Source organism: Herbaspirillum rhizosphaerae (assembly GCF_046025915.1).
Lineage (GTDB): Bacteria > Pseudomonadota > Gammaproteobacteria > Burkholderiales > Burkholderiaceae_D > Herbaspirillum > Herbaspirillum rhizosphaerae_A.
Genome location: NZ_JAQQFR010000007.1, coordinates 84600 through 98210, shown reverse-complemented (window position 1 = coordinate 98210; position 13611 = coordinate 84600). Strand labels below are relative to the sequence as shown.

General features: G+C 56.1%; 11 protein-coding genes. 6 read left to right on the top strand and 5 right to left on the bottom strand.

The window, feature by feature from the left end; all coding sequences use genetic code 11:
• The first annotated feature begins 246 nt into the window (after positions 1-246).
• Together PQR63_RS12385 and PQR63_RS12380 are read left to right on the top strand one after the other, a co-directional pair.
• Positions 247-1089, top strand: coding sequence for a 2-keto-4-pentenoate hydratase (locus PQR63_RS12385; RefSeq protein ID WP_408168184.1), 843 nt, complete (start codon positions 247-249; stop codon positions 1087-1089).
• Between the two features lie 81 nt (positions 1090-1170).
• Complete coding sequence (locus PQR63_RS12380) at positions 1171-1626, top strand: YaiI/YqxD family protein (protein ID WP_408168183.1); 456 nt, start codon at positions 1171-1173, stop codon at positions 1624-1626.
• Between the two features lie 25 nt (positions 1627-1651).
• On the opposite strand, the gene PQR63_RS12375 is transcribed toward PQR63_RS12380, so the two are convergent.
• The 4 genes from PQR63_RS12375 to PQR63_RS12360 all read right to left on the bottom strand — a co-directional run bounded on the left by PQR63_RS12375 (position 1652) and on the right by PQR63_RS12360 (position 7793).
• A complete protein-coding gene (locus PQR63_RS12375; RefSeq protein WP_408168182.1) occupies positions 1652-2788 on the bottom strand; it encodes a branched-chain amino acid ABC transporter substrate-binding protein in 1137 nt (378 codons plus the stop codon).
• 36 nt (positions 2789-2824) lie between these two features.
• On the bottom strand, positions 2825-4030 hold the full coding sequence (locus tag PQR63_RS12370; RefSeq protein ID WP_408168181.1) for a branched-chain amino acid ABC transporter substrate-binding protein: 1206 nt from the start codon (positions 4028-4030) through the stop codon (positions 2825-2827).
• Between the two features lie 304 nt (positions 4031-4334).
• The gene (locus PQR63_RS12365; RefSeq protein WP_408168180.1) at positions 4335-4787 is read right to left on the bottom strand and encodes a DUF2147 domain-containing protein; all 453 of its coding nucleotides are present in this window, start codon (positions 4785-4787) and stop codon (positions 4335-4337) included.
• 195 nt (positions 4788-4982) lie between these two features.
• Complete coding sequence (locus PQR63_RS12360; protein ID WP_408168179.1) at positions 4983-7793, bottom strand: valine--tRNA ligase; 2811 nt, start codon at positions 7791-7793, stop codon at positions 4983-4985.
• A 164-nt stretch (positions 7794-7957) separates the two neighbouring features.
• Between PQR63_RS12360 and PQR63_RS12355 the strand changes: the two genes are divergently transcribed.
• The 3 genes from PQR63_RS12355 to PQR63_RS12345 all read left to right on the top strand — a co-directional run bounded on the left by PQR63_RS12355 (position 7958) and on the right by PQR63_RS12345 (position 11676).
• On the top strand, positions 7958-9685 hold the full coding sequence (locus PQR63_RS12355) for a CHASE2 domain-containing protein (RefSeq protein ID WP_408168178.1): 1728 nt from the start codon (positions 7958-7960) through the stop codon (positions 9683-9685).
• A gap of 19 nt (positions 9686-9704) precedes the next feature.
• Positions 9705-10070, top strand: coding sequence for a hypothetical protein (locus tag PQR63_RS12350; RefSeq protein WP_408168177.1), 366 nt, complete (start codon positions 9705-9707; stop codon positions 10068-10070).
• A gap of 64 nt (positions 10071-10134) precedes the next feature.
• Positions 10135-11676: a M48 family metalloprotease gene (locus PQR63_RS12345; RefSeq protein WP_408168176.1), complete on the top strand. Its 1542-nt coding sequence runs from the start codon at positions 10135-10137 to the stop codon at positions 11674-11676.
• Positions 11677-11751: 75 nt separating this feature from the next.
• On the opposite strand, the gene PQR63_RS12340 is transcribed toward PQR63_RS12345, so the two are convergent.
• Positions 11752-12642, bottom strand: a complete 891-nt coding sequence (locus PQR63_RS12340) for a LysR substrate-binding domain-containing protein (RefSeq protein WP_408168175.1) — start codon at positions 12640-12642, stop codon at positions 11752-11754.
• A gap of 204 nt (positions 12643-12846) precedes the next feature.
• Here PQR63_RS12340 and PQR63_RS12335 point away from each other — a divergent pair, with 204 nt between their 5' ends.
• Entirely contained in the window at positions 12847-13596 is a 750-nt protein-coding gene (locus PQR63_RS12335; RefSeq protein ID WP_408168174.1) for an SDR family NAD(P)-dependent oxidoreductase, read from the top strand.
• The last annotated feature ends 15 nt before the right edge of the window (positions 13597-13611 follow it).

Here is a 13611-nt window from a genome sequence, read left to right as displayed (position 1 = left end):
GCTCATTGAGTCCTCAGCAGCGCCGATGCCAACCTGACACTGGCCTGACCAATTGACCGCCTCAGTTGTAGCAGGACGGTTTTGTGTCTTTCGAGATGGCAACTAGTCGCTCGACATCATTATTTCATTAAAAATTTGCCAAGAAATTCGCGGGATCTTCTCGTGATTTCTTTATTTTCACTTGTGCAAAAATTAATCGTCATCGACAATGGATAGCTAATCACTATCTTTCTGTGCGAGCCTCTCATGCTTATGTCGAGCCAAGCCAGTCGGTATGCGCATCAACTCCTCGATGCACGAGCAAACACACGTTTACTGCCGCTGTTGTCCTCCTCTGAACCGCTGTCTGTTGACGATGCCTACGACATCGCCCGCCGTGTGCTGGATATTCGCGTTGCACAAGGCGAGCAGCCCATCGGCCGCAAAATCGGTTTTACTGTGCACAAGACCTGGAGCCAATATGGCGTGACGGACGACGTGCGCATCCCGATCTGGGCGCATATCTATGACAGCACAGTGCGGTTTGCCGAGGATAATCATGGCAAGCAATGCCTGGCTGGTGCACTGCAGCCACGTATCGAACCAGAGATCGTCTTCAAGCTCGGGCAGACACCGTCGCCCGATGCGACCATCGATGAATTGGCTGAATGCATTGAGTGGATGGCCCACGGTTTTGAGATCGTGGCCTGTCCTTTTGCCAATTGGGAATTCACGGTTGCGGATTCCATCGCGGCCTTTGGCTTGCACGGTACGCTGATCATTGGCGAACCACACGTGTTGTCGTCTGCCACACGCCACAACCTGGCGCAGATTCTTGCCGGCGCAAGCGTGTCGCTGTCGAGCAGTACTGACAGCACCGGCACCTTGCGCGCGGCAGGATTTTTCAACAATGAAGCAGACAGCCCGCAGCATGCCTTGTGGCATCTGCATCAATTATTGAAAACGCAGCCTCAATTCGCACCGCTGCAGGCAGGCGAAATCATTACCACAGGCACCTGGACCGATGCGTATCCGATTGCAGCAGGGCAGACGTGGATTACGGCGTTCTCCGGTGTCGCCTTGCCAGGATTGACGGTATCGTTTGTCTGAACCTGTCGCTACAATAGAGTACTTTCATCGGACCCTTTGCGGTCCGATGTTTTTTTGATCGCTGATTTTTGAGAGCCGACTATGCAAATCTGGGTTGATGCCGACGCCTGTCCAGGCGTCATCAAGGACATGCTGTTCCGGCTTGCCGAGCGCACCCAAATCCAGGTCACGCTGGTCGCCAACAAGCTGCTGCGTGTTCCGCCGTCACGCTTCATCAAGGCGGTCGTTGTACCTGCCGGCTTTGATGTTGCGGACAAAGAAATCGTCAGGCTGACGCAGCCCGGTGACCTCATCATTACTGCGGATATCCCGCTGGCTGCAGAGGCGATTGCCAAAGGCGGCGCGGTACTTAATCCGCGCGGTGAAATGTATTCGGCCGACAATATCCAGCAACATCTGACGATGCGCAATTTCATGGAAGAGCTGCGCAGCAGCGGGGTAGAAACCGGCGGCCCTGCAGCTTTCAGTCAAAGCGACGGACGTGCCTTTGCGCGTCAGCTTGACCGCTATGTTGCCAAGTTCAAATCTGCGCCGTAACATCTAGCCCGCTGCTGTATGCAAATCACTTGGCAGTAAACACGCGCAACGGCACCCACTTATGCTGCTCCATGATGTATAGCGTAAAACTCGGTTTGACCAACGCACCATTGGCGTCGAAGGAAATTGGTCCCGTAATGCCGTTGTATTTGATCTCGTGCAGCGCATCGATGATTTTGCTGCGCTCCAGCGAATTGGCTTTCTTCGCCGCGGCGATCAACAGATTGACGCAATCATAGGAGTACGCAGCAAAGGGCAGCATGTCGGCATTGAAACGTTCGGCATATTTTTTCTGTAGCGCTGCCATGCCTGGACGCTTTTCCAGTGGTGTACTCGGGACGATCGCCATGACCGTGTTAGTCGTCTTATCCGCGTCGCGCAGAAAGCTGTCGGTCACCACGCTACCGGTTACCAATAGCTTCGACGGTAAATTGAATCGTTGCAGATTGCGCGCCAGCACGTCGCTCTGAATAACGCGTCCGCTGAAAAAAATCAGATCCGGTTTGATTTGCTGGGCCTTTTGCAACGGCGCGTTGAAGTCCGATGTCTTGCCGTTAACCGAGGCGCGGTACACGATCTCGCCGCCGGCCGTCTTCACATGATTCGACAAATAGTCGGCCATGCTCATGCCCAGATATGCGCCATCGTCCAGCACGAATATGCGTTTGAGTTGCTGTTCCCTGACCAGATAATCCGCTGCCAATGCCAGGCCTGCATCATCACTGCCCAAAATTTGGAACGCACTCTTGTAGGATTTTTGCGTAAAACCTCGGCTCCACGACGCAGGCGAGATTTGCGCCAGCCCCGCTGCGTTGTACACCGGTGCTGCGATCACCGTGGCATTGCTGGTCCAATGACCGACTACACCGATAGCGTTGCTGCTCACGAATAAACGTGCAATGTATTCCGTAATGCGTGGGTCTGCTTTGTCATCCTGCTCCATCAGGTCAAAGATCACAGCCTGACCGTTGATACGCGGATTGCTCTTGTTGGCCTCTTCGATAGCGAGAATGGCGGCATTGCGTCCGCTCTTGGCATTGATTTCAGCGAGCGGGCCGGCAAAGCCGATCTGGACTATTTTGGGAAGCTCTTCTGCCGCGATGGCATGGGCAGCGAATGGGGCCGTCAAGAGCAGCAAGATGAAGCGTCGGAATGAACACATGCACCCTCCAGATAATGATTGTTTGCAGTGTCGGCGTTATGCCGGTGCCTTGATGGTTCTGCGCACTGTCCAGCGGTTTTTTTCTGTCTGATACAGGGTGTAGCTGGGATTTTTAAGCGTGCCGTCGGGGTTGAAAGACATCACCCCGGAAAGGCCTGAATAGCTGACTTCATACAGCGACGCAATAATGCGCCGTCGATCCAGCGAATCAGCTTTTTTAATCGCACTGATCAGTGTCAGTGTGCAATCGTAGGCAAACATGGCAAACGGTGCTGGTTCGCGATTGAAGCGTGCCACATAGCGCTTCCGGAAGTTTTGTATTTTGGCGTTGCCATCCTTGGGCGGACCAGGGACGATCGCATACAAGTCTTCATTGCTGTAATTGATTTTCGTGAGGAATTCCGGAGAAACCACCGGCCCCGTCAATAACAATCTGGATGAAATGCCGAGGCGTTTTATGCTGCCGGCAAGTACTGCGCTTTGCGCGCCGCGGCCTGTGAAGAGAATGAGCTCCGGACGAAACTGCTTTGCAAATATCAGCGGCGAATTGAAGTCCGAAGTTTGTGTGCTGACAGAGCGACGCAGCGTTTCCATGCCTGCTTTTTTGGCATATTTTTCAAAGGAATCTGCCATCGAAACGCCCAGCAACGCGCTATCGTCAATCACCATGACGCGCTTGAGAAACAGATTGGAAGACAGATAGTTGACAGCGTAAGACATGGCGAGATCATCGCTGCCGACACCTTGGAAATGACTCTTTCCCGCGACGAGCGTGTAGAGGCTGCTCCACGCGATTGGTGCCAGTTGCGCGATACCGGCTTCGGTATAGATGGGCGCTGCGCTAATGCTTGTAGTGCTGGTCCAGTGACCCACTACGGCGACTGCTTCCGTCTTGATCAGGTAGCGCGCGATCCGTTCGGCTGCACGCGGATCTGCTTTGTCGTTCTGTTCCAGCAATTTGAACGAAACGTTAACGTTTCCGATGCGAACCGGCGCCGCATTGGTTTCTTCAATCGCCAGCTGAGCAGCTTGCGCACCACTGACGGCATCCGGATCGTCCAGCGGTGCGACGTAGCCAATCAGCACTTCTTTATTGAGTTCTTGCGCAACGGCAATCGATGGATAAAAGGCTGCTGCGCAGATGTACAAAAGGCACCATATGACGGGACGAAATAGTGGTGACATAGAACAGTTTCCCCTCTGCGGATTATGATTCTTATGGCAAAAATCATCGTAGTGCAAAGCGATGAATGCCCGACTGTGACGTCATTGCAGAGCTTGGTTGGGACGATGTCTCATGTGGCCCTTTTGTTATCTACAGACTAACAATTCCGTCACGAATGAGCAATGCGAAATCTAACAGGCGTTGTGTAGATGCGCATATTGCCCGAGAGGAAAAATAGAAGGGGCGGAGAAATCAGAAAAAGAATGCGCGTTGAAGAGGAGCGGGAGGGTGGGACTAGATGGGTGGCAAGATGCAAGGAATGCATCCGGAAAATGCGCCGCACATTGTCTTGCCTGCGGCGCATATGACGAGAAAGCGTCGTTACTCTTCGCGTACCCAGGTCTGCGTGCGACCCAGCATCGGCATGCCGATATAGCCGCGAACATTGAGCTTCTTGCCATCTTCAACGACGGTCAGCTTGCTCTTGTACAACTTGCCGTTGGCAGGATCAAGGATCTGGCCGCCATTGTATTCGTCGCCGTCTTTCTTCAGCCCGGACAGGATAGTCATGCCGATGATGGGCTGATCCTTCAGTGCGCCTTCGCATTTCACACACTTGGGATTCTGATCTTCTTCCGCCGGGCGGAACAGCTTCTCAATCTTGCCCTTGAGTTCGCCGTCGCTTTCGGTGATGCGGATCAAGGCCTTGGGTTTGCCGGTGGCGTCATCAATATTCTTCCACAGGCCTACGGGTGAACCGTCGGCCCAGGCGGTTGCGGTAGTTAATGCGCTGACGGCCAGCAGAGCGCTGCTCAGGATGATGCGAGTTTTCATGATGTCTCCGTCCAAAATGGAAGTTATAAAAGCACGGTTGTTCTAATTTTGTTCAGCTAGTGTAGTCAAGCCGGCGAGGTCCGGCAAGGATTAAAAACGGAGGTATCCGGGCAACGCCGGCAAGGCAATAAAAAAGCCGCCGGCCTTTGCAGGGCGGCGGCTTGTCGAAACAGTAACGAACGAGCTTATTTCAACTTATTTCAGCTTGGTCAGTTGCTCTTCCAGTTTTGCCAGCGTTGTCGTGAAGTTGGCCAGGCGTTCTTTCTCCTGTGCCACCACCGCCTCCGGTGCGCGTGCAACGAAACTCTCGTTGGACAGCTTGGCGTTGGCCTTGACGATCTCGCCGCTGATGCGGGTGATCTCCTTGGTCATGCGCTCACGTTCGGCAGCGATATCGACTTCCACCTTCAGCATCAGCTTGACGTTGCCGACGATCGCCACCGGTGCGGGCGACTCCGGCAGTTGCGTCACGACTTGCGTTTCGCTCAGTTTCACCAGCGATTGCAGATACGGCAGGAAGGAGTTCACCGATTCCGCATCGGCGGTTTCGATGATCAGCGGCACGCGCAGGGCCGGCGACAATTGCATCTCGCCGCGCAGATTGCGGCAAGCGTCGGTCAGTGTCTTCAGTTGCGTCATCCAGGCTTCCGCTTCGTCGTCGATCTTTTCCAGATCGGCTTGCGGATAGGGTTGACGCATGATCGAGTCACCGGCCGGATCGAGTTTCTTGTCGGTCAATGGTGCAACGCTTTGCCACAAGGCCTCAGTCACAAACGGCAGCACCGGATGCGCCAGGCGCAGCACGGCTTCCAGCACACGCAGCAGCGTGCGGCGAGTGGCGCGCTGTTGCGCTTCATTGCCGGTCTGCACTTGCACCTTGGCGACTTCCAGATACCAGTCGCAGTATTCATCCCAGACGAACTTGTAGATGGCCGAAGCGATGTTGTCGAAGCGGTAGTCGGCGAAACCCTTTGCCACTTCCGCTTCAGCGCGTTGCAGCAGCGAGACGATCCAGCGGTCGGCTTGCGAGAACTGCAGCTTTTCCTTGTTGCATTCACCTTTGATATGACCGTCGAAACCGCAGTCATGACCTTCGGTGTTCATCAACACAAAGCGTGTGGCGTTCCACAATTTGTTGCAGAAGTTGCGATAGCCTTCGCAGCGGCCGAGGTCGAAGTTGATGTTACGGCCCAGCGTCGCCAGCGAGGCGAACGTGAAGCGCAGCGCATCGGTGCCGAAGGCCGGGATGCCGTCCGCGAATTCCTTGCGGGTCGCCTTTTCGATGCTGGCGGCTTGCTTCGGATTCATCAGGCCGACGGTACGCTTGGCGACCAGTTCATCCACGCCGATACCATCGATCAGGTCGATAGGATCAAGTGTGTTGCCCTTGGACTTCGACATCTTCTGACCGCTGGCGTCGCGCACCAGACCATGCACATAGACCGTATTGAACGGCACCTGTCCGGTGAAGTGCGTGGTCATCATGACCATGCGCGCCACCCAGAAGAAGATGATGTCGAAGCCGGTCACCAGCACCGACGACGGCAGGAACAGCTTGTAATCAGGCGTGACTTCCGGCCAGCCCAGCGTGGAGAAAGGCACCAGCGCCGACGAGAACCACGTATCCAGCACGTCGTTGTCGCGCGTCACAGTCTTGCCGCCGGCTTGCGCCTTGGCTTCTTCCTCGGTGCGGGCAACGTAGACCTTACCGTCTTCGTCGTACCACGCCGGGATCTGATGGCCCCACCACAGTTGGCGCGAAATACACCAGTCCTGAATGTTGTTGAGCCACTGGTTGTAGGTGTTGCTCCAGTTTTCCGGGATCAGTTTGATCTCGCCGTTGGCGACTTTTTCCAGCGCAACTTCAGCGATGGATTTGCCCGGGAAATAAGTACCTTCCGGCGCCGGCTTGCTCATCGCGACAAACCATTGATCTGTCAGCATCGGTTCGATCACGACACCGGTACGGTCGCCGCGCGGGACCATCAGCTTGTGCGGCTTGACCAGTTCCAGCAGGCCCAGCGCATCGAGGTCGGCAACCATCTGTTTGCGCGCTTCGAAGCGATCCAGGCCTTGATATTTGGCCGGGCCGTTTTCGTTGATCTTGGCGTCCAGCGTCAGGATGCTGATCTTGTCCAGGTTGTGACGCGCGCCGACGGCGTAATCGTTGAAGTCGTGCGCAGGCGTGATCTTTACACAGCCGGTGCCGAATTCCTTGTCGACGTATTCATCCTTGATGATCGGGATTTCGCGATCAGTCAGTGGCAGCTTCAACATCTTGCCGACGAGGTGCGCGTAGCGCTCGTCGGTTGGATCGACCGCCACGGCGACGTCGCCCAGCAGAGTTTCCGGACGTGTTGTTGCCACCGTGATGTGGCCACTGCCGTCCACCAATGGATAGCGGATGTGCCACATCGAACCGTCTTCTTCTTCCGACACCACTTCGAGGTCGGATACAGCCGTGCCCAGTACCGGATCCCAGTTCACCAGACGTTTGCCGCGATAGATCAGCCCTTGTTCGAACAGGCGCACGAAGACTTCCGTGACGGCATTCGACATCTTTGGATCCATGGTGAAGTATTCACGATCCCAGTCAGTCGAAGCGCCCATGCGGCGCATCTGGCCGGTGATGGTGGAACCGGATTTTTCCTTCCACTCCCACACCTTCTCGACAAACTTCTCGCGGCCGAGATCATGGCGCGAAATCTTTTGCGCATCGAGCTGGCGTTCCACCACGATTTGCGTGGCGATACCGGCGTGGTCGGTGCCCGGAATCCAGGCCGTGTTGAAACCGCGCATGCGATGGTAGCGGGTCAGACCGTCCATGATGGTCTGGTTGAAAGCGTGGCCCATGTGCAGCGTACCGGTCACATTCGGCGGCGGCAGCTGGATGCTGAACGACGGCTTTTCCGGTGCGGTGGTGGCCGCGAAATATCCGCGCTTTTCCCACTCCTCGCGCCAGAATTTTTCGATATCGGCAGGCTCGAACGACTTGGCTAATTCCATGATTTGACGTGTGTTTTTGCGAAACCGTCCATTATAAAGGAGGCATGCCCGCAGCGGTTAAAAGCAACCTACCGGAGCGCACGTGACGATTTGTCCCATGCCCCTAAAAAATAAGCTTCCAAGGATGAGAAAGTACTTGCGATCAACGTTGTCCAAATGCAAAAATGACCTCCATCCGGGGGAAGGTATCCGTACCTGCCGAATATAAAAATAATCTGATTCAAGCATATGCAATCGACAGGCAGGGCAGCATTGCCATTCTGTGGCGAGCTGCGGGGAATGCTGGCATGAGGCCCCGCAAACCAAGACGCAACGTTGCGAAAAAGGCAATTTCGCCGGGGGTGCTTTTCAGGCGTATTGCCTTGGAAAGCGCGACTGCATTGTGCATCGGCATTCTGCTGGCATTTCTCTGGCCAAAAATCGTCGGCGAGGAATTTTCGACCAGAAGCAATGCGCGTATCTACGCTCCTTTTACAGGAAAGCTTTACGGCGCTGCGGCGCGCGAACATACGAGTGTCGTTTTGATCGACAATGCCGCGCTCAACGATGCAGGAGAGGCTTGGCCGCCTCACTATTCTTACCACGCTCGTCTGCTTAAAGCGTTGGCGCGCTATCGTCCGCGCGCAGTATTCCTCGACATCTATTTTGCCCAGGTACGCGACGACGCCACCATTGCACTGCTGACAAAGAGTCTCTGTGCGCTGCAAGAGCAGGGAACGCCGGTCTTCCTCGGCGTATCGCCGGACGCTACGGGCAACGCATTGCTGCGTCCTGAGCTGGAGAGCCTTGCTGGACGCTGTTTCCAGAAGGTCGCCTTGCAGTACACGCCAGACAGTCTGGATCGTCTGGCCTGGGCCTATCCGTTGGAAAGCGAAGAAGAAAACTCTCGCGAAGAAGCGCTGCCGAGCGCTGCATTGGCGATCTATCGCGAGGCCTTCGGACGACAGTTGCATGTTGAAGACAATGAGCTGGCGCTGACATGGGGGTTACAGCCAGCCACCTACGGCCTTCGTTGGCTCGCTGCGGAAGACAAGGAGAACAAGCAAGCGCAACAGGAGAGCGGCAACCGTCTGTACTGCCGGCAGGATTTCGGCGTGCTTGAGCTGGCGCCAGCAATCGTCAAGAACTGGCAGCATCATGACGCGGAGAAACCGGTGTGCGTGTATCACGAGACGCTGTACGCGAGCGACCTCGCCTCCAGTTCCGAAGAAGAGGAAGCAGTTCTGAAACGCTTACTCGAAGACCGCGTGGTCATGGTGGGGGCCGCACTATCCGGTGGCGGAGACCGCGTACTCTCGCCCTTGCATGGGCGGATCCCGGGCGTCTATCTGCACGCCATGGCGCTTGATAACCTGTTGACCTTCGGGCATCGCTATCCCCGTGATATCCATTTGGAATGGAGTACAAGCTCAAGTCATCTGAAGCTCTATCTCTTTCTTTGTCTGAGCCTGCTGTGTGGATTGGTTCTTCCCAAGGCCTTCCACGCAATCTGGACGGACTCTCGTCCAACGCGCTGGCATCGGCGTGTCGATCATCTGCACGAACGCTGGCGTCGCTGGTGGCGACCGACGACGGATTGGCTGTTCGGCGCCGAGTCGAAACCGATGGGAAAGAAAACATGGGTCACTCTCAAACAACAGCGCTCATGGATGCAAAAATGCGTGCACATTTTGCGAGGACTTGCACAGACGGCATCTGAATTGCTGTGGATCGTTCTGAAGCTGGCAATGGCGATGGCAGTTGTCTGCGTCTTTGTCACGATAGGGCAGTACTGTTTTTCCATAGGCTTGATGTCGACGGTCGATATCGTCTTCTTCACGTTTGCTGCGGAATGGTTTGAGTTGAACGAAAAGTTGCTGAAAAAGCTGGGAATGAGAAAGTCGGAAGATTAACCAGGAACGAGGGGAAAGCATGAAGATAAGTACGGTAGTCGCAGCGCGCATCAAGACGTGTCTCTTGGGTTTGACGATGCTGGCTTGCGCCACCAGCGTGTCTGCACAAAGCCTCGGCAGCGTGGTCGCCGCAAAACAGAATCCTTTGCCGGTGTACGCCAATCCGGATGCGGTTGCGCCATCCAATACCGTCGCCGCAAGCAATCTGCCCTGGCCCATCAAGGAGTCAAAAAACGATTTCTTCAAAGTGAGTGTCGGCGGCAAGGATGTCTGGGTGGACGCCATGGATGTGCGCGCCGACCGTCAGTCGGTACATCGCTGCAGCGCCATGCCGGGAGCAAAAGATACCGCAGGAAGTCCGGGCGCAGCCGGGAAGAATTGCTGATCGACTGCGGATGAACTGCTGATGAACGGCGAACCGAAATAAAATATTTTCAGGGGATGGGGAAATGAAGCACAAGCGCCAATTGCTTGCGGGCGGGGTATTTCTGGTACTGCTGTCCGGATGCCAGACTGTTCAGGATGTAAAAGAAAAGCTGCCGTCCCTGTCCCTGACCGGGCCCAGCGTAGAAAAAGTCGGCGATCTTCCCAAGGTGGAAACGCCGAAGTGGGATGATGCGACCGAGGACGTCAATGACAACCGGGCGGTCGGCTACGGGCTGGTCAATATGCCTGGCATGGAGACGTATCTGAATCAGTTGTACGTCAAGATCAAGAAAACTGCCGAGGTGCCTGACTGGCCCGGCAAGATTTATATCTCCTCCGATTCCACGCTCAATGCGCATTCCAGTGGAGCAGGCAATATTTTCGTCAACATCGCCGTGCTGCAATCCTTCGAATCGGAAGATGAGATCTTTGCGCTCCTGTCGCATGAGTTTGCACACGTCTATCTCGGACATCAGACTGCCTACAACGCGCGCATGCTGACGGACACGGCCACATTGCTGGCCATGGCGGCAAAGACTGCCGGGAAAGATGTCAACCTGAACGTGTGGGGCAGCCAGAACAATATCGCTCTGCTGGGCATGGCCGCCAACAGCGTGCTGTTGCCTGCGTGGCAGCGATCGGTCGAAGAGCAGGCAGACCGTTTAGGCGCGACGATCAGCCTGCGCAATGGTTACTCGTATGCCTCCGGATTCAAGGCGTTTCTGGAGCGGCTGGCCGACGTTGAGCAAGATGTCGCGAAGAAGAGCCAGGCCCAGTTGCAGATCAAGCGCTCCGCAGCAATTCAGGGCCGCAAGACGGATGTCGACAAGGCCATTGGTGAGGTCGGTGATTCGATCAATGACAAGATTGCGGCACTCGTCGGCTCGGCGACACAAAATCATGACGATGCCGTCTTTCGCGAAGATGCACTGAGCCAGCAGGTAGCGCCACTGCTGCCGCGTCCGCGACCGCAGCCTCGCGTCATTCCGTGGCGCAACGCCCTGAAGGAAAAAACGACTGCCGAAGTACTGGCTCACTATGCCTTGTTTCCGCGCATTGATCAGATGACGGCAACCAACAAATATCGGGACGCCCTCCGGCTGGCGCGGACGGCGGCAAGTGGCGCGACTGCGGGGGATGGCATGGCGGTATCGTATCTGTCCGACGTGATGCAGAAAAACGGCATCAGCCGGGCAGAGCAGATGAAGGTGCTCATGCGCAATCAAGATTGGCCACAGCGTTCGTGGGCGGTGCAGGTAAGCATTGCCAATGCCATTGCAGCCACTGACAAGGCCAAGGGAAAAGCCTTCATCGATCAGCAATATGCCTACTTTGGACAAGCGCAACGCGCCATGCCGGACGTGATCAGTTTCTATGTTGCACAGGACGACAAGGGCACGGCTGAACGCATGGCGCTGGCGTGTACGGTATCCAATCCCCGCTTCCGCGCCATTTGTCTCGATCGATCCAAAACCGAGGCCCAGCGCCAGACCGAAAAGATGCAGAGCGAGGCACGCGCCAAGACCATGGCCAATCAGATCGGTGACAAGATGAAAGTCAAATAAGTATCAAGGAAATGACGTAAATGAAGACCATGAATAAAGGCGCAAGAGATTGCGCCTTTATTTATTCCCTTACCATTAACGCGGTGTCGAGACCGCTTGCAACAGCCAGCGCTTGAAACGCTCCACCTTGGTCCATTTGCCATGCGTAGCCGGATACACCAGATGATGCGCGTGCACGCGTATGCCCTTGCGATCCGGGAATACCGGCACCAACCGACCTTCCTTCAACGCCGCATCCGCCAGCCAGGCACTGTCCAGCGCGACACCCAACCCTTGTATTGCCGCCTCGATCGCCAGATAGGCGCGGTCGAAGCTGAGCGCGTACTGGCTCGGCGCGAGTTGGATGCCGTGGGCGGCGAACCACTGTGGCCATTGCACCAGATTCACTTCTGAAAAAATCAGGCTTTGCTGTAACAAGTCTTGCGGCGTGCGCAACTTCAGCCGCTCGGCCAGCGTCGGGCTGATCATGGGCATCACTTCCTCCGTCGCAATTGTTTCGACATGCAGGTCGGCCCAGCGCGCCGCGCCATAGCGGATATCGAGATCAATCTCTCCTTGTGAAAAATCCGAATGCATGTACGACGCCGACAAGCGGATGCGAATGTCGGGATGTTCATGCATGAAATGCGGTAGCCGCGGCATCAGCCACAGGCTGGCGAAACTCGGCGACGCATGCACGCGCAGCACCTCGATACCGTCGTCGGCGCGTGCATTCTGCGCGGCGCTGGCAATCAGCGCCAGTGCACCGGCCAGGCTTTGCTGATAGCGCTCGCCGGCAGGTGTGAGGGCAACGCCGCGCGAGGTGCGATGGAACAATTTCAGCGCGACAAAATTCTCCAGATTGGTGATCTGGTGACTGACGGCGGAGGGTGTCAAATTGAGCTCTTCGGCGGCCTTGCTGATGTTGCCCAGGCGCGCGACGACTTCGAAGGCGATGACCGATTTGAGCGGCGGCAGATGGTGCATGGCGAGTCTCCCTGCAGGGTCTCCTGCTTGTTCTTGTTATGAAAATTATTCAAAGCATGTTGAGGGATTCTAGCTTGCTGGCCTATGGGGCGGGTGAAATACTGCATCCGTCGTCAGGGCTGGCTGTGAAATAAATCTAAAGGCGTTGAAATCCAAACGACGCAGCCCGGCGGCGAGAAAAAATAAATCCATTAGGAGACAACCGTGTTACTCAAAGACAAAGTCGCCGTCATCACTGGCGCTGCTTCCGCTCGCGGTATCGGCAAGGCCGTGGCCCGCCTGTTCGCTGCGCATGGTGGCCGCGTCGCCATTCTCGATCTGGACGAAGCTGCCGCTGTTGCCGCTGCCGCCGATATCGGCGCCGGCCACATCGGGCTGGCATGCAACGTCACCGTCAAGGCAGATTGCGAACGTGCCGCCAAGGAAATCCTGCAGCGCCTCGGTCAGGTCGACATCCTGATCAACAACGCCGGGATCACCCAGCCGTTGAAGATCATGGACATCCAGCCGGAAAACTATGAGGCCGTCACCGACGTCTCGTTGCGCGGCACGCTCTACATGAGCCAGGCGCTGATTCCGCACATGCGCAGCCGCCGCAGCGGTTCCATCGTCTGCCTGTCGTCGGTGTCGGCGCAGCGCGGCGGCGGCATCTTCGGCGGTCCGCATTATTCCGCCGCCAAGGCCGGCGTGCTCGGACTGGCGCGTGCCATGGCGCGTGAGCTGGGGCCGGACAACATTCGCGTCAATTCGCTCACGCCCGGCCTGATCCAGACCGACATCACCGCCGGCAAACTGACCGACGAGATGAAGGTCGAGATCCTCAAGGGCATTCCGCTCAATCGTCTCGGTGTTGCTGATGACGTCGCCAATAGCTGCCTCTTCCTCGCCAGCGATCTGTCGTCCTATCTGACCGGCGTCACGCTGGACGTCAACGGCGGCATGCTGATTCATTAAGTCACTAAGGAGTTG

Bases quoted from the DNA above. Each gene is read 5' to 3' on its own strand.
- PQR63_RS12385 (WP_408168184.1), top strand. From the start codon at position 247: ATGCTTATGTCGAGCCAAGCCAGTCGGTATGCGCATCAACTCCTCGAT.
- PQR63_RS12380 (WP_408168183.1), top strand. From the start codon at position 1,171: ATGCAAATCTGGGTTGATGCCGACGCCTGTCCAGGCGTCATCAAGGAC.
- PQR63_RS12375 (WP_408168182.1), bottom strand. From the start codon at position 2,788: ATGTGTTCATTCCGACGCTTCATCTTGCTGCTCTTGACGGCCCCATTC.
- PQR63_RS12365 (WP_408168180.1), bottom strand. From the start codon at position 4,787: ATGAAAACTCGCATCATCCTGAGCAGCGCTCTGCTGGCCGTCAGCGCA.
- PQR63_RS12360 (WP_408168179.1), bottom strand. From the start codon at position 7,793: ATGGAATTAGCCAAGTCGTTCGAGCCTGCCGATATCGAAAAATTCTGG.
- PQR63_RS12355 (WP_408168178.1), top strand. From the start codon at position 7,958: ATGACCTCCATCCGGGGGAAGGTATCCGTACCTGCCGAATATAAAAAT.
- PQR63_RS12350 (WP_408168177.1), top strand. From the start codon at position 9,705: ATGAAGATAAGTACGGTAGTCGCAGCGCGCATCAAGACGTGTCTCTTG.
- PQR63_RS12345 (WP_408168176.1), top strand. From the start codon at position 10,135: ATGAAGCACAAGCGCCAATTGCTTGCGGGCGGGGTATTTCTGGTACTG.
- PQR63_RS12340 (WP_408168175.1), bottom strand. From the start codon at position 12,642: ATGCACCATCTGCCGCCGCTCAAATCGGTCATCGCCTTCGAAGTCGTC.